Annotated in this window: 17 protein-coding genes; 8 read left to right on the top strand and 9 right to left on the bottom strand. The window is 71.7% G+C overall.

Going from position 1 to position 19,817, the window contains the following annotated elements:
* Positions 1-96: 96 nt before the first annotated feature.
* Entirely contained in the window at positions 97-2,496 is a 2,400-nt protein-coding gene (gene treY / locus ABZO29_RS12035) for a malto-oligosyltrehalose synthase (RefSeq protein WP_367320165.1), read from the bottom strand.
* Positions 2,497-2,754: 258 nt separating this feature from the next.
* Entirely contained in the window at positions 2,755-4,872 is a 2,118-nt protein-coding gene (glgX, locus tag ABZO29_RS12030; RefSeq protein WP_367320164.1) for a glycogen debranching protein GlgX, read from the bottom strand.
* 181 nt (positions 4,873-5,053) lie between these two features.
* Here glgX and ABZO29_RS12025 point away from each other — a divergent pair, with 181 nt between their 5' ends.
* From ABZO29_RS12025 to ABZO29_RS12010, 4 genes are all read left to right on the top strand, one after another.
* Positions 5,054-5,866, top strand: coding sequence for a Tat pathway signal sequence domain protein (locus ABZO29_RS12025; RefSeq protein ID WP_367320163.1), 813 nt, complete (start codon positions 5,054-5,056; stop codon positions 5,864-5,866).
* Between the two features lie 54 nt (positions 5,867-5,920).
* On the top strand, positions 5,921-7,234 hold the full coding sequence (locus ABZO29_RS12020) for a copper amine oxidase (RefSeq protein ID WP_367320162.1): 1,314 nt from the start codon (positions 5,921-5,923) through the stop codon (positions 7,232-7,234).
* A 102-nt stretch (positions 7,235-7,336) separates the two neighbouring features.
* The gene (locus ABZO29_RS12015; protein ID WP_367320161.1) at positions 7,337-8,575 is read left to right on the top strand and encodes an SAV2148 family HEPN domain-containing protein; all 1,239 of its coding nucleotides are present in this window, start codon (positions 7,337-7,339) and stop codon (positions 8,573-8,575) included.
* Positions 8,576-8,675: 100 nt separating this feature from the next.
* Positions 8,676-9,398 (top strand): 3'-5' exonuclease, encoded by a 723-nt coding sequence (locus ABZO29_RS12010; protein WP_367320160.1) that lies wholly within the window; start codon positions 8,676-8,678, stop codon positions 9,396-9,398.
* Between the two features lie 30 nt (positions 9,399-9,428).
* On the opposite strand, the gene ABZO29_RS12005 is transcribed toward ABZO29_RS12010, so the two are convergent.
* Both ABZO29_RS12005 and ABZO29_RS12000 read right to left on the bottom strand, forming a co-directional pair.
* Positions 9,429-9,926, bottom strand: a complete 498-nt coding sequence (locus ABZO29_RS12005; protein WP_367320159.1) for a YbaK/EbsC family protein — start codon at positions 9,924-9,926, stop codon at positions 9,429-9,431.
* A complete protein-coding gene (locus ABZO29_RS12000; RefSeq protein ID WP_367320158.1) occupies positions 9,896-10,888 on the bottom strand; it encodes a DMT family transporter in 993 nt (330 codons plus the stop codon). Before ABZO29_RS12000 ends, ABZO29_RS12005 begins: the two co-directional genes overlap by 31 nt.
* 94 nt (positions 10,889-10,982) lie before the next feature.
* On the opposite strand from ABZO29_RS12000, the gene ABZO29_RS11995 reads away from it, so the two are divergent.
* On the top strand, positions 10,983-11,906 hold the full coding sequence (locus ABZO29_RS11995) for a LysR family transcriptional regulator (RefSeq protein ID WP_367320157.1): 924 nt from the start codon (positions 10,983-10,985) through the stop codon (positions 11,904-11,906).
* 9 nt (positions 11,907-11,915) lie between these two features.
* Here ABZO29_RS11995 and ABZO29_RS11990 read toward each other — a convergent pair whose 3' ends face one another.
* On the bottom strand, positions 11,916-12,779 hold the full coding sequence (locus ABZO29_RS11990; protein WP_367320156.1) for a phosphotransferase enzyme family protein: 864 nt from the start codon (positions 12,777-12,779) through the stop codon (positions 11,916-11,918).
* A 314-nt stretch (positions 12,780-13,093) separates the two neighbouring features.
* The gene (locus ABZO29_RS11985; protein ID WP_367320155.1) at positions 13,094-15,349 is read right to left on the bottom strand and encodes an MMPL family transporter; all 2,256 of its coding nucleotides are present in this window, start codon (positions 15,347-15,349) and stop codon (positions 13,094-13,096) included.
* A 235-nt stretch (positions 15,350-15,584) separates the two neighbouring features.
* Between ABZO29_RS11985 and ABZO29_RS11980 the strand changes: the two genes are divergently transcribed.
* Entirely contained in the window at positions 15,585-16,136 is a 552-nt protein-coding gene (locus tag ABZO29_RS11980) for a DUF1697 domain-containing protein (protein WP_367320154.1), read from the top strand.
* Here ABZO29_RS11980 and ABZO29_RS11975 read toward each other — a convergent pair.
* Positions 16,102-16,989 carry a transglutaminase-like domain-containing protein gene (locus ABZO29_RS11975; protein WP_367320153.1) on the bottom strand — a complete coding sequence of 296 codons (888 nt, stop codon included), beginning with the start codon at positions 16,987-16,989 and terminating at the stop codon, positions 16,102-16,104. The genes ABZO29_RS11980 and ABZO29_RS11975 overlap by 35 nt on opposite strands.
* A gap of 141 nt (positions 16,990-17,130) precedes the next feature.
* Here ABZO29_RS11975 and ABZO29_RS11970 point away from each other — a divergent pair, with 141 nt between their 5' ends.
* Entirely contained in the window at positions 17,131-17,727 is a 597-nt protein-coding gene (locus tag ABZO29_RS11970) for a TIGR03086 family metal-binding protein (RefSeq protein WP_367320152.1), read from the top strand.
* Between the two features lie 55 nt (positions 17,728-17,782).
* Positions 17,783-18,400, top strand: a complete 618-nt coding sequence (locus ABZO29_RS11965; RefSeq protein WP_367320151.1) for a DsbA family protein — start codon at positions 17,783-17,785, stop codon at positions 18,398-18,400.
* Positions 18,401-18,526: 126 nt separating this feature from the next.
* Here ABZO29_RS11965 and ABZO29_RS11960 read toward each other — a convergent pair whose 3' ends face one another.
* On the bottom strand, positions 18,527-18,865 hold the full coding sequence (locus tag ABZO29_RS11960) for a hypothetical protein (RefSeq protein ID WP_367320150.1): 339 nt from the start codon (positions 18,863-18,865) through the stop codon (positions 18,527-18,529).
* Positions 18,866-19,069: 204 nt separating this feature from the next.
* Positions 19,070-19,813 (bottom strand): sirohydrochlorin chelatase, encoded by a 744-nt coding sequence (locus ABZO29_RS11955; protein WP_367320149.1) that lies wholly within the window; start codon positions 19,811-19,813, stop codon positions 19,070-19,072.
* Positions 19,814-19,817 lie beyond the last annotated feature (4 nt).

Genomic DNA, 19,817 nt, shown 5'->3' with positions numbered 1-19,817 from the left:
CCCGGCCCGGCAGGCTCCGTCCGGCCCCGGGTCCAGCAGCCGCCCCACACACCCTTGTGCCGCTCGACCAGCCCCGCGAAGTCCGGCGAGGTGGCCTCACTCAGCGGTCTCACGCTCCGGTCCGTCGTGCACACCTCCCGCGCCCTCCTCGCCGACCCGCTCCAGCAGTGCCACCGGCAGTCGTGCGAAGAGTTCCGCCACGCGCGCGTGCCCCGTGAACTCCCGCTCCGGAGCGAGCACGTCGGCCCACCGCCCCGGCGGCAGCGACAGCCGGGTGTCCCGCCAGCCGCCCGCCTCCGCCAGCCGCAGCGACAGCCTCGTCACGGCCGTGACCACCTCCCCTGACCGTGCGAAGGCCACACAGTGGGCCGCCGCCGGCCCTTCGGCGGTCAGCGGCGTGTACGTCGCCGACTCCCCGAACACGGCGGGCCGCCGTCGGCGCAGCCGCAGTGCCGCCGCGGTCACCGCGCCCTTGTCACCGGGATCCGGCGGCGGGAAACGCACCGGCTGCCGGTTGTCCGGATCCACCAGCGCCCGGTACTCGCCCTCCGTGCCCTGGTAGAGGTCCGGGACGCCCGGCATCGTCAGGTGCACCAGGGCCGCGCCCAGCACGTTCGCCCGGACGTGCGGCTCCAGCGTGTCCCGGAAGGCGGCCACACGCTCGCCCGGCGGCCCACAGGGACCGGCCGCCACGAACGCGGCCACCGCCTCCTCGTACGGCGGCTCCTGCTCCGTCCAGCTCGTGTACAGGCCCGCCTCGCGCACATGCTTCAGCAGGGCCCGCTGCACCCGTTCCGCGGCCGACGGGCCGAGCCCGAAGACCGTCTGCCAGGCCGCCCACGCCAGCTGCGCGTCCGGAACGACCTCGTCGGTCCGGGTCACCTCGGCGAGCACGTCCGCCCAACGCCCGGGGCACTCGGTGAGCACGGCCAGCGCCGCCCGCACGTCGGCACTGCGCTTGGTGTCGTGTGTCGACACGACCGTCCCCGTGGCGGGCCAGTCGCGCTGCACGCGCGCGCAGTACGCGTGGAAGTCCTCCGGGGTCACGGCGGGGCTCCCCGGGTTCCCGCCGACCTCCGTCGCCGACAGCAGCGGTACGTAGCGGTAGAACGCCGTGTCCTCGACGGACTTGGCCCGCAGCGCGGAGGCGGTCTGCGCGAACCGGCTCCGGAACTCCACGTGCTCCGGCCCGTGACCGGCCTGCCCGAGCACCAGGGCGCGCACCACGTCGACCGCACCCGCCTCCTCGGGCACCACGAAGGCGAGCCGGGCCTCGGCCGCGGCCTCCTCGGTGACGACGGCGGCCGCGTCCTGCGACGCGTAAGGGCGGTAGACCTCCAGGCGTACCAGAAGCTCCTGCAGGGCCGTGCGCAGCGCCCAGGGGGCGCGGTCGCGCAGTGCGGGGTCGGGCGACGTCTCGCACAGCCGGCTCGCCACGCGGGTCAGCCGGTCGACCTCGGTGGCCAGCTCGTGCGACAGCACCTGGTACGCCGCCCGCCGCACCGTCGCCTCCCACTGACCGCCCCGGTCGGTCTGCGGGGCCGCGAACCGCCGGTACCGGCCGAGGAGCTCCCCGGCCCCCGCCGGATCCGTGAACAGGCCGTCGACGTGCCGCAGGGCGTCGTAGCCGGTGGTGCCGGCGACGGGCCAGGCGGCGGGCAGCGGCTCCCCGTCCGAGAGGATCTTCTCCACGACCGTCCAGCGGCCGCCGGTCGCCTCGTGCAGCCGCAGGAGGTACGCGCCGGGGTCGGCGAGCCCGTCGGGGTGGTCGACCCGCAGTCCGTCGACGACCCCCTCGTGGATCAGCTGGAGGATCTTTGCGTGGGTGGCCTCGAACACCTCCGGGTCCTCCACCCGCACCCCGATGAGCTCGGAGATGCTGAAGAAACGCCGGTAGTTGAGCTCGGTACGGGCCAGCCGCCACCACACCGGGCGGTACCACTGGGCGTCCAAAAGGTGCGGCATCGGCAGCTCCGCGGTGCCCTCGCGGAGCGGGAACACGTGGTCGTAGTAGCGCAGGACGTCCCCGTCGACCTCCAGCCGGCCGATCTCGTCGCCGAGCGGGCCGCCGAGCACCGGCAGCAGCACCTGGCCGCCCCGCGCCTCCCAGTCGATGTCGAACCACCGCGCGTAGGGCGACTCCGGACCCTCCCGGAGCACCTCCCACAGCGCGTGGTTGTGGCGCGGGGCCATGGCCATGTGGTTCGGCACGATGTCCACCACCAGACCCAGCCCGTGCTCCCGCGCGGTCCGCGCCAGCGACCGCAGCCCCTCCTCGCCGCCCAGTTCCTCGCGCACGCGCGCGTGGTCGACGACGTCGTAGCCGTGCCCGGAGCCCGGGACCGCCTCCAGGACGGGGGACAGGTGCAGGTGCGAGACGCCGAGCGAGGCCAGGTACGGCACGGCCGCCGCCGCGGCCCCGAAGGGGAACTCGGGCTGCAGCTGCAGCCGGTAGGTGGCCGTGGGCACCACCGGGTCAGGTCGCTCAGGTGTCATGGAAACGTACGTACCCGCCCCGCCGCCTTTCGTGTCATCGCACCCTCCACGCCCGCGTGCCCGAGGAGCCGGCGCACACCTGGGCCTGTCCGGCGGATCAGGTCGCAGAAGAGCAGCGGCGACTGCGCGGCCCAGGTGAGCGGGGGCGATGGGGGAGCGTCCGGCTGCACGGCGGAGGAGGGCGTACCGGGCCCGCGTCCGCCGCATGATCCGCCGGACCGGACCGGACCGGACCGGACGGGACCGGACCGGTCCTGGCTAGGCCGGCCGCTGGAGCACCGTCAGGCTCCGGTCCACCAGGGTCAGCCGGTCCCCGGCCTCCACCTTCGCCCCCGTGCCCGGCGGCACGCCCTCCGGGAGCGATGTGTCCACGACGACCTGCCACTGCCGGCCGTGGTCGACCGGCACCACGAAGTCCAGCGTCTTGGGAGACGCGTTGAACATCAGCAGGAAGGAGTCGTCGGCGATGCGCTCCCCGCGCGAGCCGGGCTCCGAGATCGCGTTGCCGTTGAGGAAAACCGTCAGCGCCGAAGCCTGCGAAGAGTCCCAGTCCCGCTGGGTCATCTCCTTGCCCTGTGGTGTGAACCAGGCGATGTCCGACAGGTCGTCGTGGGTGCCCTCCACGGGCCGCCCGTGGAAGAAGCGCCGCCGTCGGAAGACGGGGTGGTCCCTGCGCAGCCACACCATCGCGCGCATGAAGTCCAGCAGCTCCCGGCCGGTCCCCTCGCCGTCCGGCCAGGCCACCCAGGCCAGCTCGCTGTCCTGGCAGTAGGCGTTGTTGTTGCCGTGCTGCGTGCGCGCGAACTCGTCGCCGTGGCTGATCATCGGCACGCCCTGGGACAGCATCAGCGTGGCGACGAAGTTGCGCATCTGGCGGGCACGCAGCCGCAGCACGTCCGGGTCGTCGGTCTCGCCCTCCGTGCCGCAGTTCCAGGACCGGTTGTGGCTCTCGCCGTCCCGGTTGTCCTCGCCGTTGGCCTGGTTGTGCTTGTCGTTGTAGGAGACGAGGTCGTGCAGCGGGAAGCCGTCGTGGCAGGTCACGAAGTTGATCGACGCCAGCGGGCGCCGCCCGTCGTCCTGGTACAGGTCCGACGAGCCCGTCAGCCGGGAGGCGAACTCCGCGAGCGTGCGCTGCTCGCCCCGCCACAGGTCCCGCACGGTGTCGCGGTACTTGCCGTTCCACTCGGTCCACAGCGGCGGGAAATTGCCCACCTGGTAGCCGCCCTCGCCCACGTCCCACGGCTCGGCGATCAGCTTCACCTGGGAGACCACCGGATCCTGCTGCACCAGGTCGAAGAACGACGACAGCCGGTCCACCTCGTGGAACTGCCGGGCCAGGGTGGCCGCAAGATCGAAGCGGAACCCGTCGACGTGCATCTCGGTGACCCAGTACCGCAGCGAGTCCATGATCAGCTGCAGGACGTGCGGCGAGCGCATGAGCAGGGAGTTCCCGGTCCCTGTCGTGTCCATGTAGAAGCGGGGGTCGTTCGTCAGCCGGTAGTACGACGGGTTGTCCAGGCCGCGGAAGGACAGCGTCGGGCCGAGATGGTTGCCCTCGGCGGTGTGGTTGTAGACCACGTCCAGGATGACCTCGATGCCCGCCTCGTGCAGCGCCCGGACCGCCGACTTGAACTCCAGAACCTGCTGGCCGCGGTCGCCCCAGGAGGCGTACGTGTTGTGCGGGGCGAAGAAGCCGATCGTGTTGTAGCCCCAGTAGTTGTTCAGGCCCATGTCCACCAGGCGGTGGTCGTTCACGAACTGGTGCACCGGCATCAGCTCGAGCGCGGTGACGCCCAGCTCGGTGAGGTGCTCGATGACCGCGGGGTGCGCGAGCCCCGCGTACGTGCCGCGCAGCTCCTCGGGCAGCCCCGGATGCCGCATCGTGAGGCCCTTCACATGGGCCTCGTAGATCACTGTGTGGTGGTACGGGGTGCGCGGCAGCCGGTCGTCGCCCCAGTCGAAGTACGGGTTGACCACGACCGACGTCATCGTGTGCGGCGCCGAGTCCAGGTCGTTGCGCTTGTTGGGCGCGTCGAAGTGGTAGCCGTACACCTCCTCGCCCCAGTGGACCGAACCGCTGATCGCCTTCGCGTACGGGTCGAGGAGCAGCTTCGCCGAGTTGCAGCGCAGACCCTTCTCGGGGGCGTAGGGGCCGTGCACCCGGAAGCCGTACCGCTGCCCCGGCATGACGCCCGGCAGGTACGCGTGCCGCACGAACGCGTCGCTCTCCCGCAGTTCCACCGCCGTCTCCGAGCCGTCGTCGTGCAGCAGACACAGCTCTACTCGGTCCGCGGCCTCCGTGAAGACCGCGAAGTTGGTGCCGGCGCCGTCGTACGTGGCACCGAGCGGATATGCCTCTCCAGGCCAGACCTGCATGGACACGACTCTTTCAGCTGGGCCCCGCCGCCGGGGGCGCCTTGGCCCCGAGTCTCCCCGAAAGTGATGGAACCACCTATGACTTACGTCCCTCTTACCGGTCGACCAGTGCATACGCGGTATGCCGAATCAGTGGGGCAAACACATACTCCCAGAGCACAGGGGGAGTAGGGGGAAAGACGTGCGCGAAACAGTGCACCGCCATCTGGGCAAGGTGGTGGCCGGTGCGGCCCTCGCGGTGGCCGGGACCGCCGTGATGGTCGGAGTCACCCTGCCGGGCACGGCCGGGGCCGATGAGACAGGAGGGGACAGGGGTGGCCGGAGCGCTCAGCAGGCGGCCGGTGAGCAGGGCGGCGCCGCCCGGCCGGGCGTCGTCGAGGAGGCGCCGGCCGAGGACGAGAAGGGCACGGGGCGAGATCCGCTGACCGACGACGAGATCGCGCGGGTCGCGAAGATCGCGGCGAACCGGCAGCTGTTCAACGCGAGCGAGGACGTCGAGGGCGACCGTGGGCCGCAGCGACTCGGCGTCGACCTCGCCGAACCGGACGCCGACGAGGCCGGCGACCCGGACGCGCCGCGGCGTGCCGAGGTGGCGTTCTACGACTACAAGAACGACACGCTCGTCACCAGGACCGTCAACCTCGACACCGGGAAGATCGAACAGACGTCCACCGAGCATGGCGTCCAGCCGCCGCTGAGCCGTGCCGAGAACATCGAGGCGGCGGAGCTCCTGATCGCCGACCCGCTCGGCGCGGGCCTGAAGGCGGACTACAAGGACGCCACCGGCAAGGAGCTCACCTCCCCGGACCAGCTGCTGCTCAACAGCGCCGTGTACCGGGCCACGCCGGGCGCCCAGCCCGCCGTACTCGACAAGTGCGGCGAGCACCGCTGCCTGCGGCTGTTCCCGAAGATCAAGAACGGGGCGTGGATCGACACCCGCCACCTGGTGATCGACCTCAGTGCCCGCAAGGTCGCCGAACTCGACCGCGGCTGAGCCGTCCCCGTTCACTTTTCCAACCCACACCTCCTGCAGGGGAGCCACTTCTTCATGCGCGCGAACAATCTCAGCCGTGCCCGCAGGCGGACGGCGGTGGGCCTGTCCCTGGCCGCCCTCGCCGCCGGCGTGACCACGGGGGCGGGACCGGCCACCGCCCAGCCCAAGGCGGCCCCGGCGGCGGCCGCCCAGTGCAGCGCGGCCTACCGCATCGAGCAGAAGCTCGCCACCGGCACGACCTGGCGGATGTGCTGGCACTACGACACGAAGGCCGGCCTCGTCCTGGAGAACGTCTCCTACCAGCCCAAGGGCGAGGCCAAGCCGATCCAGGTGCTGGCCACTGGCCGGCTCGGCCAGATCGACGTGCCCTACGACGACGGAAGCGTCGAGTACGACGACCTGACGGGCTTCGGCTTCGCGCAGGGCCTGGTCAACCTGGCGGGGGCCGAGTGCCCCGGCGGCACCATCAAGACGGTCAAGGTCCAGGACGCCATCTACTCCAACAGCCCCAACATCAAGGGCCTGTGCGCCACGACCCGCTCCCGCGGCCACGCCTACCGCATGAACGCCGACTCGGGCAAGGTCCACCAGCAGCAGGGCAAGGACCTGCTGCTCTACACCGTCAACAAGGTCGGCTGGTACGAGTACATCACCGAGTGGCGCTTCCAGGACGACGGCACCATCAACATGAACGTCGGCGCCACGGGCAGCCTCTCGCCCGACGACTACGACGCCGGTGACGGGCGCGGCTGGCCCATAGGCAAGGGTGCCAAGGCGTACGCCACCAGTCACAGCCACAACGTCTTCTGGCGGCTCGACTTCGGTCTCGACGGCTCCACCAAGGGCACGATCGAGCAGTACGACTCGGTCGTCAGCCCGCCGGCCCGCGGCCAGGAGGCACCCACCAACAAGACCACCCGCACCAAGGTCACCAAGGAACTCGCGGGCGACGCCAAGAACATGCGCTGGTGGCGGGTCGTCAGCGCCACCGGCAAGAACAAGGACGGGCACGCACGCTCGTACGAGATCGTCCCCGGCGCCACCACGAAGTACCCGGGCCGCGCGTTCACCCGGCACGACCTGTACTTCACCGAGTACAACAAGTGCGAGCGGTTCGCCACCAACAACCCCGGCTGCCCGGGCGGCCATCCCAAGACCGTCGACAAGTGGGTGAACGGTCAGGCCCTCACCCACCCCCTGGTCTGGGTGAACGTGGGCTTCCACCACATCGCGCGGGACGAGGACCAGCAGCCGATGCCGGTCCACTGGCAGGGATTCTCCATCGCCCCCAGGGACGTCACCGCTATGAATCCGCTCACGCCGGCCGAGCTCGCCGGGCAGAACGGGCATGTGCGACCGCGTAGTTGAGAAACGACATGTCCATCCGGCTGCACCGCCGACCGCTCCCGGAGTACCCTTCCTTGATCGTTGAGACAGGGAGTGCTCGGGGGAGCGGAAGGCGGTGCGCGGGTGGGCTCGGGAGGGCTGGAGCTGCCCCCTGGTGACGAGGGTCACGAGGGGAACTCCACAGACGTCCCGCCCGGCACGGTGTCCCTGGCCAGGCCGATGGAGTCCCATTCCATCGGGCCTGAGCTGGACTGGGATGCCGACGCCTGGCGTGAGGTACGTACGCGCGCCCAGCGAGCCGGCCGGGCCTACATCTGGCTGAACCTCGTCGAACAGCGCCTGCGGGCCGTCGTGGCCGCCGTACTGCGCCCCATCTACGAACCCGTCCACGGCGAGGACTGGGCGGTCGCCGCAGCCGGACCCGCGGGACAGGAGTGGGTGCAGCGCGCGGTCGCCGTACGCGAGGTGAGCCGGCGCAAGGGCTATCTCCTCGACCCGGCCGACGACAACGTGATCAGCTTCCTGACGCTGCCGCAGCTGCGCGAGCTGATGGTGCAGCACTGGCCGTGTTTCGAGCCGTACTTCGACGAGCGCCGGGACGTCGAACTCGCCCTGGACGAGCTGGAGGTGACCCGGAACGTCGTCTCGCGCAACCGGGCCCTGTCCGAGGCGGTCCTGAACCAGGCCGAGCGGGCCTCGGCGCGGCTCCTGGAGATGCTCGGCGCGGGCGGTGACGTGCCCTCCGCGCGCCGGCTGCCCGTCGACGCGGTCGAGGACCTCGTCGGCGACCGGTACGCGGACGTGGTGGCCGTGCACTCCGACCGGGTGCGGCTGATGCGTCAGTTCCCCGCCGAGGACCTCTTCGGCGGCGCCCGCCGCGTCGACGCCATCGGCATCGGTCTCAATCTGCTCGTGCAGAACTTCTCCGGACGCCGGCTGGTGCGCCTGGCCGAGGCCGGCTGCCGGGTGCGGCTGCTGTTCCTCAACCCCGCCTCCAGTGCGGTGAAGCGGCGCGAGCGCGAACTCGGCGTCAAGCGGGGCGAGCTGAGCCGTTCCGTGGAGATGAACATCCTGCACATGCGCCGGGTGCGCTCCCGCCTGCGCGACCCCGGTGCCTTCCAGATCCAGGTGTACGACGAGACGCCGCGCTTCACCGCCTACCTGGTCGACGGCGACGGCGCCGACGGCATAGGAGTCGTGCAGTCCTATCTGCGGGGGATGCGGGGCATGGAGGCGCCGGTGCTGGTCCTGCGCAACGGCAGCCGGGTGGTCAAGTCGGACGAGGTCGACGAAGGCGGGCTCTTCTCCGCATACCGTGAGGAGTTCGAACTGGCTTGGGCGGATTCACGGCCCGTGTCCTGAAGTGTCCCTCGGGTAAGCGGAATGCGGTCCTCTGATTGTCAGTGGCGCATGGGATCGTGGAGACCACTGGGGGAAAGCACCACCAAGAAGGGGGGCCGCCATGGCCTGGCACCGGCAGTTGCTGATCGGCTTCGACCTGGAGACGACCGGGACGGATCCGCGCGAGGCGCGCATCGTCACGGGCGCGGTCATCGAGGTCCGGGACGGTCGGGCGATAGGGCGCCGGGAGTGGCTGGCCGATCCGGGCGTGGAGATCCCGGCGGACGCGGTGGCGGTGCACGGCATCAGCAATGAACGGGCGGCCGCGGAGGGCAGACCCGCGGACCAGGTCGCCGACGCCATCGCGGAGGTCCTGACGGAGTACTGGAAGACGGGCGTCCCGGTCGTCGCCTACAACGCGGCCTTCGACCTGACCCTGCTCTCCGCCGAACTCCGGCGCCACGGACTGCCGTCACTGCGCGACCGCCTGGGCGGCCTGGATCCCGCCCCCGTCATCGACCCGTACACCATCGACCGCTGGGCCGACCGCTACCGCCGTGGCAAGCGCAACCTCGAGGCGGTCTGCGCCGAGTACGGCGTCGTGCTGGACTCCGCCCACGACGCCACGGCCGACGCCCTCGCCGCGGCCCGGCTGGCCTGCGCGATAGCCGACCGCCACCCCAAGGTCGCGGCCCTCGGCCCGGCCGAACTGCACCGCCGCCAGATCGAGTGGTACGCCGAATGGGCGGCGGACTTCCAGTCCTTCCTGCGCCGCAAGGGAGAGGCGGACGCGGTGGTGGACGGGACATGGCCGCTGCGGGAGTTGGCGGACGACCGGGTCTGAGAGACACCCAACGCCGGGGCGCCATCCGCCCTACGCCGGAGCCGGGCCCGCGATGCGCGCCACGCGCGGCTGGGCGAGCCGGGCGTAGTCCGTGCCGGAGAGGACCAGCGAGCGGTCCAGCCGGGCGGCGTTGAAGTACAGCCGAGGCCGGGCCACGACGTCCGGGTCGGCGACGAGTTCGAGGGTGGGGTCGAAGCTGAAGGGGAGGACGGTGCCCGGGACCGTGCGGGCCAGCCGCTCGGCGGTCTCCGCGTCACTGAAGCCGGCGTAACGGGCCCCGAACAGCTCGCGCACGGCGTCCAGGTCGACCCGACGGTCCCCGGGGACGACCGCGAGGACGTGCCGGGTGGTGCGCCGGTCGACCTTCACCCGCAGGACGATGCACTTCGCGGCCTCGGACGCGGGGTGCCCGCGCAGGGCGCAGACGGCCTCGGTCGCGCCCTCGGGGGCATGGTCGACGATGCGGTAGTCGACGCGGGAGGAGTCGAGCAGGGAGATCAGGTGCTGGTAAGTGTCGTGGTCGGGCATGCGGGTGCGGTGTCCTCTTCGGTGGGGTGAGCGGTGGGCCGGGACGCCGGGGCGGTGCCGTGCGTCTTGCCGGGCGGCCGGGCCGTGCGGTGGGCGCGTTCCACCGACTGGCCCCAGTAGGTCCCGGCGACCATGAGGGCCGCGCCGAGACCGGTGAGCGCGGTGAGGTGCTCGCCGCCGAGGGCGACACCGAACGCCGCCGCCCAGACGGGCTCCGTGCCGAGCAGCAGGCTGGCCCGGCTGGCGGACGTGCGCTGGACGGCCCAGGTCTGCGCGAGGAAGGCGAACACACTGCAGAACAGGGCGAGATACAGCAGCTGCGTCCAGGTCGCGGCACCCGCGCGGGCCAGGTCCGGCAGCCCGGGCACGGCCGCGGGAAGGAACAGCACGGTGCCGACGAGGGTCTGAACTGCCGTCAGATGCAAGGGTCGGATCGTCCGGTCCGTGGTGAGCCGGCCGACGAGGCAGACATGGACCGCACGGACACCGGCGGCGGCGAGCATCAGCAGGTCGCCGAGGCGGAGTGCGTGAAAGCCGCTGCCGGACATCAGCAGGCCGACGGCGACGACGCACACACCGGCGGCGGCGAAGAAGGAGGGCGGCAGTCCACCCGGGTGACCGGAGCGGTCGAGCAGCGGGGTGAGCACGATGGTCAGACTGATGATCAGGCCGGCGTTGGCGGCGGTGGTGTGGGCGACGCCGTAGGTCTCCACGACCAGGACCGCGGCCTGGGTCACGCCGAGCGGCAGACCGGCCCGCACCTCGGCTCGGGTCCATCGGCGCGGTCCGTGGCGGCGGGCGGTCATCAGACCGACACAGGCGAGCGCGGAGAGCGCGTACCGCGCCAGCAGGACCGTCAGGACGGGCAGGGCGGCGGTGGCCGTCTGGGCGGACAGATAGCTGGAACCCCAGACGATCGCGACCAGGAGGAGTACCGCATCGGTACGTCGGGCGTTGGACACCCGCCCACCGTGCATCACCGGCGACCCTGTAGCCCAGAACCACTTCCTTAAACGATCTTTTAGTTTCCCTTCAGCATGTGCCTAGACTGCGGGAATGGACGAACGGCAGCTGCGGATCCTGCGCGAGCTGGGCGAGCTGGGCAGTGTCACCGCGGTCGCCGAGGCGCTGCTGGTGACGCCGTCGGCGATCTCGCAGCAGTTGCGGCTGCTGCAGCGTGCGATCCCCGTGCCGCTCACCGAGCGGCACGGGCGGCGGCTGGTGCTCACCGACGCGGGGCAGGCGCTGGCGGGCGCGGCCGCCGAGGTGGAGACCGCGCTGGCCCGGGCCCGGCACGCCGTGGACGAGTTCGTCGCCAGGCCGGGCGGCGAGGTGTCGGTGGCGGCGTTCCACAGTGCGGGCGCGGCGTTCTTCCCGCTGCTGCTGCGGGCCTCGGCCACCCACGGGGCACCGGCGCTGTCCCTCGCCGACGAGGACGTCCCGCAGGAGGACTTCCCCCGGCTCACCAGGGAGTACGACCTCGTGCTCGCCCACCGCCTCGACCACGCCCCGCCGTGGCCGCGCACGGTGACCGTGACCGCGCTGCTGCACGAGCCGCTCGACGTGGCGATGCCCGCCGGGCACCCCCTCGCCGCCAAACGGCGCGTGACACCGCGGGACGTGGCGGACGAGCCGTGGATCGCCGCGCACGACGGCTTCCCGATCCTGGCGACCCTCGAGGCCGTCTCCGCGGCGGCGGGGCGCCGGCTCCGTCTGGTCCACCGCATCAACGAGTTCGCGGTGGTCGCCGAGGCCGTCGCCGCCGGGGGAGGCGTGGCCCTGCTGCCGCGCTGGACCATGCGCCCGCACCCCGCGCTGGTCCTCAGACCGCTCAGCGGAGTCCGGGCCAGACGGCACATCGACGCCCTGTACCGTCCCGAACGCACGGCCCGCAGGGCGGTCCGTACGGTGTTGGCCGAACTGCGCCGCGCCGCCGGGACGATCCAGGACCGGGACGCCGGACAACCGGCGTCCGGGTGAGCCCGGGACTCAGAACGGATACCACCGCACGGTCTCGTCCCCCTCGCGCAGCGATGCCACCCGCCGCTCGAACTCCACCAGCGCCTTCGGACTGCTCGGCGCATGCTGGGCCACCCACGCACAGCTCGCGGTCTCCCGCGCGCCCCGCAGCACGGAGCACCCCTCCCACTCCCGCACATCCCAGCCGTACGCCTCGGTGAACGAGTCGTAAGCGGCCGCGGGCAACCCGTACCGGTCGCGGGAGAGCGCCATCACCACCAGGTCGTGCTCACGCAGGTCGGCGGAGAAGGTCTCCAGGTCGACCAGGACGGGCCCGTCGGGGCCGATGTGCACATTGCGCGGCAGCGCGTCGCCGTGGATCGGTCCGGGCGCCAGACGTGGCGTCAGCGCGGCCGCGGCCGCCGCGAAACCGTCCCGCCGCTCGCGCAGGTACGCGGCGTCCGCCGGGTCGATCGCGTCCCCCGCGAGCCGCAGCCAGCGCTCCACACCGCCCAGCAGATCGCGCGGCGGCAGGGTGAAGGCGGGGGCGGGCAGGGCGTGCACGACTCGCAGGAGTTCCGCCAAGTCCCGCGGCTCCGCGGGCCGTACCGGATCGGGCAGCCGGTGCCACACGGTCACCGGGTGCCCCTCCACCAGCCGTGCCCCGGTCTCCGCGGCCCGCACCGCCGGCACGCCCGCCTCGGCGAGCCACACCGCGATGTCCAGCTCGCGCCGCGCCCGGCCGAGCAGTTCGGCGTCGCGGCCCACCTTGACGACCAGGTCACCGGCGGCGAACACGGCGTTCTCGCCCAGAGCGAGGAGCCGCGCGTCCCCGGCCCCCGCGGGGAGCACCCCCGCCGCGGCCAGTACGTCCCGCGCCCGTGCCTCGTCCATCGTCCGCCTCCGTGCCCGTGCTCGACGGCGGCCAGTCTAAGAACCCGTTGTCCGCCGTCGCCGATCCGGCCTGGCGTGCCGTACGTGGCAGCGAACCGCGCGATCTTCATCCCCGGTCACGGCCGGGGCTGCACGCACTCCATCCGGCCGGGTGGACACCGCCGCGTCATACGGCCGCAGCACGGGGGGCGAGGTGCCGCCGGAGAGCCGGCTGAGGCTGGACGAGGTGCTGGCGTGACACCGTACCTATGAGCGAGGGCCCGTTGGCTCCCCCGGAGACCAACGGACCCTCAGTCGGTGACAGGGCTCGGATCTCAGACCCTGACCGGCTCCCCCTCGTCCGACAGCTTCGGCGCGATCGCCTCCGGCGACTCGTCGTGCGTCAGGTCCGGCAGCCGGTGCAGCCACTTCGGCAGGTACCAGTTGCGCTCGCCGAGGAGTGCCATCACCGCCGGGAGCAGCACACCCCGGATGATCGTGGCGTCGATGAGCACCGCGGCCGCGAGGCCCACGCCCATCTGCTTCATGGACTGCATGGACAGCGTTCCGAAGATCCCGAAGACGGCGACCATGATGACCGCGGCGCTGGTGACGACACCGGCCGTGGTGACCACGCCGTGCTTGATGGCCGCGTTGGTCGTGCGGCCGCGCATGCGTGCCTCGCGGATCCGGGAGACCACGAACACGTGGTAGTCCATGGACAGGCCGAACAGGATCACGAAGAGGAACAGCGGCAGCCAGCTGATGATGGCGCCGACGCCCTCCGCGCCCACCAGGGACGCACCCCAGCCGTGCTGGAAGACGGCCACGAGGATGCCGTAGGCCGCGCCCACCGACAGCAGGTTCAGCAGGATCGAGGTGATCGCGATCGTCAGCGAGCGGAACGACAGCAGCATCAGCCCGAAGGCGAAGACCACGACGAACGCGAAGACCGGGACGACGGCTCCCGCCAGCTGGTCGTTGAAGTCCTTCGACCCGGCGACCTGCCCGGTGATCGGCGCCTGGACGCCGTCGACCTTGCCGAGCGTGGCGGGCCGCACCTCGTCACGCAGCATGTCCAGGCTGGCGCCCGCCTTGTCCAGGTCGGAACCGCCGACCAGCGGGACGTACACGTAGGCGATGTTCTGCGCGTCGTGCAGCTTGATCTCGACCGGGCCCTGCGAGGCGCCGGAGCTGATCGCCTGCTCCTTGAACTGCGCGAGCGCGTTCTTGACCTCGGGAGCGTTGATGTCCTGCGCCTTGACGACCACCTCGGCCGGCTCGGAGCCGCCCGGGAAGGCCTCGTTGAGCCGGTTGTACGTCTGCACGATGGGCAGCGAGTCGCCGAACTCCTGGTCCAGGGTGAGGTTCTGGGTCTTCATGCCGACCGCGGGAGCGGCGATCGCCAGCAGGGCGCCGGCCGCCACGAGGACGGAGACGAGCGGCTTGGCGAGCACGCCGCGCAGGACGGCGGTCCAGAACGGGCTCTCCCCGTTGGTGCGGGCGGCACGCCGCTGCATGGCCTTGTGCAGGAAGGGGATACGGCCCTTCTCGACCCGCTCGCCCAGCAGCGAGAGGAGCGCCGGCAGCACCGTCACCGACCCGACCATGGCCACGGCCACGACCATCAGCGAGGCCAGGCCCATCCCTTCGAAGGTGACGAGCCCGGTGAACAGCATGCCTGCCATCGCCACGCACACCGTGATACCGGAGACGATGATCGCGCGGCCGCTGGTCGCGGCGGCGATCCGCAGGGCCGTCTTCGCGTCACGTCCCGCGGCGCGCTCCTCGCGCTCGCGGCGCAGGTAGAACAGGCAGTAGTCGACGCCGACGGCCAGACCCACGAGCAGCATCACCGAGTTGGCGGTGTCGCTCATCGGCATGACATGGCTGACGACACCCATCAGACCCATCGTCGCCATGATCGCGGTGATCGCCAGCGCCACCGGCAGCAGCGCCGCCACCAGCGCGCCGAAGGCGATGAGCAGAATGCCGAGGGCCACCGGCACCGCGGAGAACTCGGCCTTCTGGAAGTCGTCCCCGAACGCGTCGTTGAACGTCTTCATCATGCTGGCGCCGCCGATCTCCTCGATCCGCAGCGACTCGTGCTCCTTCTGCACACCCGCGACGGCCTTCAGGACCGGCTCCACCCGATCAGCCGCGGTGTCGGAGGCGCCGCGCATGTCGAACTGCACCAGCGCGCTGCGGCCGTCCTTCGAGATCGTCTGTGTGTCGTACGGCGACCGCACGTCCGTGACCTTGCCGGTGCCCTGGACCGCCTGGACGACCGCGGTGACGGCCGCCTTGAACTCGCTGTCCGTGGCCTTGAGCCCGCCGTCCTTCGCCTGGACGAGGACCGTCTCGCCGGCGGGCTCCTCGATCCCGGCATCCTCGATGATCTTGGCAGCGGTGTGCGTCTCGCCCTTGAGCTGATCGCTCTCCTTGACGTCCACCCGGCCCGCCGCCGAACCGAGCCCCATCGCCAGGACGACGAACAGCACCCAGATGCCGACGGCCGCCCATCGGTGCCGTGCGCTCCAGCCGCCGGCCCGCGCGGCGAGGCCCCGCACCCGCGAATCTCCGTTCCCCATGACGGGCTTGCCCCCTTGTGTGCGGTGGCAGCCCCCTGCCGCCACCTTTCGCATCGAAGGTATGGGCCGGATAAAGGCATCTCGTCGTGCTGCTCGGTGAAGTGGGGCGGCCGTGACTCATCCCCTTGGAGCGCGGGGCCTCCCCACTGGGGAGGAGTGTGCCCCTTACATCTAGTGACCTTTGTGCGGGACGATGATCGGGGTGCGGCCGGGCCGGCCGCTCTATGGTGGGTGGATGACGATGTATGCGGCGCTGCTGCGCGGAATCAATGTGGGCGGCAGCAGAAAGGTCCCGATGGCCGAGCTGCGCACGCTCATGACGGGCCTGGGACACGACGCCGTACGCACGCACCTGCAGAGCGGCCAGGCGGTCTTCGGCAGCGACCACGGCGACGAGGAGTCCCTCGCGGCCGGACTCGCGCAGGCCATCGAGAAGCAGTTCGGCTTCCCCGTCGACGTGATCGTGCGCGACCACGCCTATCTGAAGGCGGTCGCCGAGGCCTGTCCGTTTCCGGCCGCCGAGCTGGAGGCCAAGCAGGTCCACGTCACGTACTTCTCCGCGCCGGTCGGCGCGGAGCGCTTCGCGGAGATCGACCCGGCCGCCTACCTACCCGAGGAGTTCCGCCTCGGCGACCGAGCCCTCTACCTGTACGCCCCGGACGGCCTCGGCCGTTCCAAGCTCGCCGAGCACCTGTCCAAGCCCCGCATCAACAAGGGCCTGATCGCCACCACCCGCAACTGGAACACCGTCGTCAAGCTCGTGGAGCTGACGGCTCCCGCAGGGTGACCTTCCGTACTCCGCCGTAGGTGGTGTACGACGTGATCACCTGCGGCACGGTCAGCCGCGGGTCTTCGTACAGCCGCCGCAGCTCCTCCTCGGAGCCGGCGGCGGCGACCGCGTCGACGAGCGCCAGGTCGTCCTCGCCGAGGGAGGCGTCATTCATGATCTCCGGGCCCCAGGTGTCCCAGGGGAGGAGCTCCACGCCGTTCAGGGCGGCCAGGTCGCGCCCGACGCCGGCACGGACGAACCAGAGGCCCACGTACGACAGCCCCTGGATCCCGTTGAGGTCGCGCACGCCGAACGCCCGAGGGTCGGCCCGTCCCGCGCGGCAGGCCCGCCAGGCCTCAGCGGCCACGAGGAACCGCTCGCGCGGCACGTCCATGGGATCGAAGGGCACGTCGTACTCGTGGTGGACCTGCGGGTCGGTCAGTGTCCAACGGCCGTCCGGAAGACGGTACTCGGTGACCCAGTGGTCGGCGTGGAAGTCCTCGTCGAAGTACGTGGCGAATCCGCAACGGATCCGCGCGGCCGTCCCCGTGGCCCGCAGCAGCGAGCAGTGCAGCAACGCGAAGTCCCGGCACGTACCCACGAACCGCTCCTTTGGAGCCCGCCGTTCGGTGAGCGGCTTGCCGTTCCCACGCTCCCGCAGGATCCGCAGGATCCCGGTCACGTACCGCGACTCGGCGTCCTCGTGCAGCCGTTGCACCGGGACGGTGCAGCCGAAACGCCCTCCCTCGCCCCGATGGATGATCAGATCCCTTACCAGCCCTGCGAGTTCCCCCGGGTCACGCGGCAACGTGCTCGTGGCGAGGTCACCCGGGTCGCTGTAGGGCGTCTGCTTCAGGTAGAAGTCCTCCATGCCCCGGACCCTCGGCCCTGCCCCAGGGGCAAGGTCAACCCCAACGGCGAGATCGCCCTCCTGGGGCGCCCGCACGGCGTACCGGCGCCGCTGTCGCGTTTGTTCAAGAACCCTCGGGGCGTCGTCCCTAGCGTGAGGCGCATGAAGAAGGACGACCTGTACCCGTACATGATCGAATGCGCCGCCGAGGCGGCCCGCGTCGCACGCGGCATCACGGCGGCGCAGCTCGACGACCCGACCCACTGCCCGGCCTGGGACGTCCGCACCATGGTCAACCACTGGGTCCTCTACACCTCCCACGGCCTGGAGCACCGCGCCCTGCGCAAGCAGCTCCCCGAGGAGCTGACCGCCCGCGACTTCACCGCCGACCCGGACTGGGCCGATGCCTACGCCGCCCAGCTGGACCGCGCGGTCGCGGCGTGGGCGGAGCCCGCGGTGTGGGAGGGCGAGGTGGACCTCGGGATGGCGAGCATGCCCGCCGCCGAACTCGCCTCGATGATCATCAAGGAGATGGCGGTGCACGGCTGGGACGTCGCCACCGCCACCGGCCAGGAGATCCGCGTCTCCGAGGCCGCGGCCCGGCTCGTCCTCGACGTGGTCGAGACGCACGGCGACCTCTACCGCCAGTACGACGGCTTCGCCGACCCGGTGCCGGTGCCGGACGACGCGCCCGTGTTCGAGCGGGCCCTGGCGGCGAGCGGGCGAGATCCCCGGCAGCGGGCCCAGGTGGACCACTGAAACAGTGGCCGATTGGGCCGGGACCCTGGCCCAATCGGCCACTAGCGTCGACGGCATGACCAACGCCTCGCCCACCCGCGTCGACTTCTTCTTCGACCCCGCCTGCCCCTTCGCCTGGATCACCTCCCGCTGGCTCCTCGAGGTCGAACGGGAGCGCCCGCTCGACCTCCGCTTCCACGCGATGAGCCTTTACCTGCACAACATCGGCAACGAACTCCCCGACTGGTACCGGGAATTGGTCGACAAGTCGATCGGCCCGGTGCGCGTGGCGGTGGCGGCCGCCGAGCGGCACGGCGAGAAGGTGCTGCGCGACCTCTACACCGCGTTCGGCACCCGCATCCACGAGAGCAGGGCGGAGGACTTCGACGCGGTGGTCGCCGAGTCGCTGGCCGAACTCGGCCTCCCTGCCGACCTGGCCGCCGCCGCGCACGACCCGTCGTACGACGAGGCCGTGCGCCGCAGCCACGAGGCAGGGGCGGAACCGGACTCGGGCGGCTATGTGGGGACGCCGACCCTTCATGTGGACGGAACGGTGTGGTTCGGCCCGGTACTGCGAGCGATCCCGCGCGGGGCGGAGGCGGCCGGACTCTTCGACAGTTTCCGTGCTCTGGCCGGTCATCCCGACTTCTTCGAGCTGAAGCGGACCCGTACCGGCGGCCTGTCCTTCGCCTAGGGTCTGTCCGGCGGATCAGGTCGCAGAGAAGCAGCGGCGACTGATCAGCGCGGGTGAGCGGGGCGTGCCACGCCCCGCGTCTGCGGCATGATCCGCCGGACAGGCCCTAGGGTCTGTCCGCCGGGGTCAGGCGGGCTCACCCCGCCAGTCCCCGTCCCGCCGCGCCCAGCGCACGGCAGGACGCCCGGCCAGACCGCCGAGGGCCGCCCAGCCGTACGTGCCGTGCTGCACCGCCGTCACCGTGACCAGCGCCGGGCCCGCCATCATCCCCGCGGACGTGCCGGCGCCGAAGACGCCCTGGTACACCCCGTGGGCGCGGGCGTCGGCGAGTTCGTAGCCGAGGGTCCAGCCACCGGCCGCGGACAGCACCTCGGCGAACACCTGCACCACCGCGCCGACCCTCAGCGCGAGCACCGCCCCCACGGGGGAGAGGCCCGCGGACAGCGCGTACACCGCGCACGTCACCGCGAGCAGCTGTGCCGTCAGGGCCTGTCCTGCGGATCACGCCGCAGACGCGGGACGTGGCACGCCCTCCTCGCGTCGCCCGCCGCGGCAGCGCTGATGTCACAGCCTCGTCCGCCTTGCCCCTGGACGCACCACACCCCGCTCACCCGCGCTGATGAGGCACTGCTGCTTTTCTGCGACTTGATCCGCCGGACAAGCCCTGGATCAGGCGCCGAGCGCCGCCGGCACCGGCATCCGGGCAGCGTCGTACCGCTCCAGCAGTACCCGCGCCACCTCCGGCGACGGGCCGAGCACCTCGGCCAGGACGTCCGCGTCGGCCGCGCCCCGCGCGATGCGGTCGGGGAGGAAGCCGGGGGCGAGGACGTACGGCGCGACCGCGACCTTCGGGCAGCCCATGGCCCGCAGTTCGCGGACCGCGTCCTCGGTGCGGGGGAACCCCGCGGCGGAGGCGAACGCAGGTCGCACGGCGCACCAACCGGTGTGCCACCACTCCCGCGCGATGTCGGCGATCACTGCGATCGCCTCCGGGTCGGTGGACCCCGCCGAGGCCAGCACGACCCCGGTCGAGGACTTGTCCGCGGGCGTCAGGCCCGCCTCGTACAGGCGCCGTTCCAGCGCGCTCAGCAGCAGCGGCGACGGGCCGAGCACCTCCGCCTGCGTGATCCGCAGCTGCGGCGGCGCGTCCCGCAGGACCGCCGGGATGTCCGCCTTCGCGTGGAACGCGCGCGTGAGAAGCAGCGGAAGGGCCACGACGTCCCGCACACCCTCCGCCGCCAGCGACTCCAGCATCCCGTGCACGGACGGGACGTTGAAGTCCAGGAAACCGGTCTCCACGCGCAGCCCCGGCCGCAGCGACCGCACCCGCCGTACGAGGGCGTGCACGGTCGCGGCGTGCCGCGGATCGCGGCTGCCATGGGCGATGACGAGGAGAACCGGCTTCCTGTGCATGAAC

It is taken from the genome of Streptomyces sp. HUAS ZL42 (assembly GCF_040782645.1).
Lineage (GTDB): Bacteria > Actinomycetota > Actinomycetes > Streptomycetales > Streptomycetaceae > Streptomyces.
This window is presented reverse-complemented; position numbering and strand designations above follow the sequence as displayed.

Bases quoted from the DNA above. Each gene is read 5' to 3' on its own strand.
- ABZO29_RS12005 (WP_367320159.1), bottom strand. From the start codon at position 9,926: ATGCCCGACCACGACACTTACCAGCACCTGATCTCCCTGCTCGACTCC.
- ABZO29_RS11985 (WP_367320155.1), bottom strand. From the start codon at position 15,349: ATGGGGAACGGAGATTCGCGGGTGCGGGGCCTCGCCGCGCGGGCCGGC.
- ABZO29_RS11980 (WP_367320154.1), top strand. From the start codon at position 15,585: ATGACGATGTATGCGGCGCTGCTGCGCGGAATCAATGTGGGCGGCAGC.
- ABZO29_RS12010 (WP_367320160.1), top strand. From the start codon at position 8,676: ATGGCCTGGCACCGGCAGTTGCTGATCGGCTTCGACCTGGAGACGACC.
- ABZO29_RS11975 (WP_367320153.1), bottom strand. From the start codon at position 16,989: ATGGAGGACTTCTACCTGAAGCAGACGCCCTACAGCGACCCGGGTGAC.
- ABZO29_RS11990 (WP_367320156.1), bottom strand. From the start codon at position 12,779: ATGGACGAGGCACGGGCGCGGGACGTACTGGCCGCGGCGGGGGTGCTC.
- ABZO29_RS11970 (WP_367320152.1), top strand. From the start codon at position 17,131: ATGAAGAAGGACGACCTGTACCCGTACATGATCGAATGCGCCGCCGAG.
- ABZO29_RS11965 (WP_367320151.1), top strand. From the start codon at position 17,783: ATGACCAACGCCTCGCCCACCCGCGTCGACTTCTTCTTCGACCCCGCC.
- treY (WP_367320165.1), bottom strand. From the start codon at position 2,496: ATGACACCTGAGCGACCTGACCCGGTGGTGCCCACGGCCACCTACCGG.
- glgX (WP_367320164.1), bottom strand. From the start codon at position 4,872: ATGCAGGTCTGGCCTGGAGAGGCATATCCGCTCGGTGCCACGTACGAC.
- ABZO29_RS12020 (WP_367320162.1), top strand. From the start codon at position 5,921: ATGCGCGCGAACAATCTCAGCCGTGCCCGCAGGCGGACGGCGGTGGGC.
- ABZO29_RS11955 (WP_367320149.1), bottom strand. From the start codon at position 19,813: ATGCACAGGAAGCCGGTTCTCCTCGTCATCGCCCATGGCAGCCGCGAT.
- ABZO29_RS11995 (WP_367320157.1), top strand. From the start codon at position 10,983: ATGGACGAACGGCAGCTGCGGATCCTGCGCGAGCTGGGCGAGCTGGGC.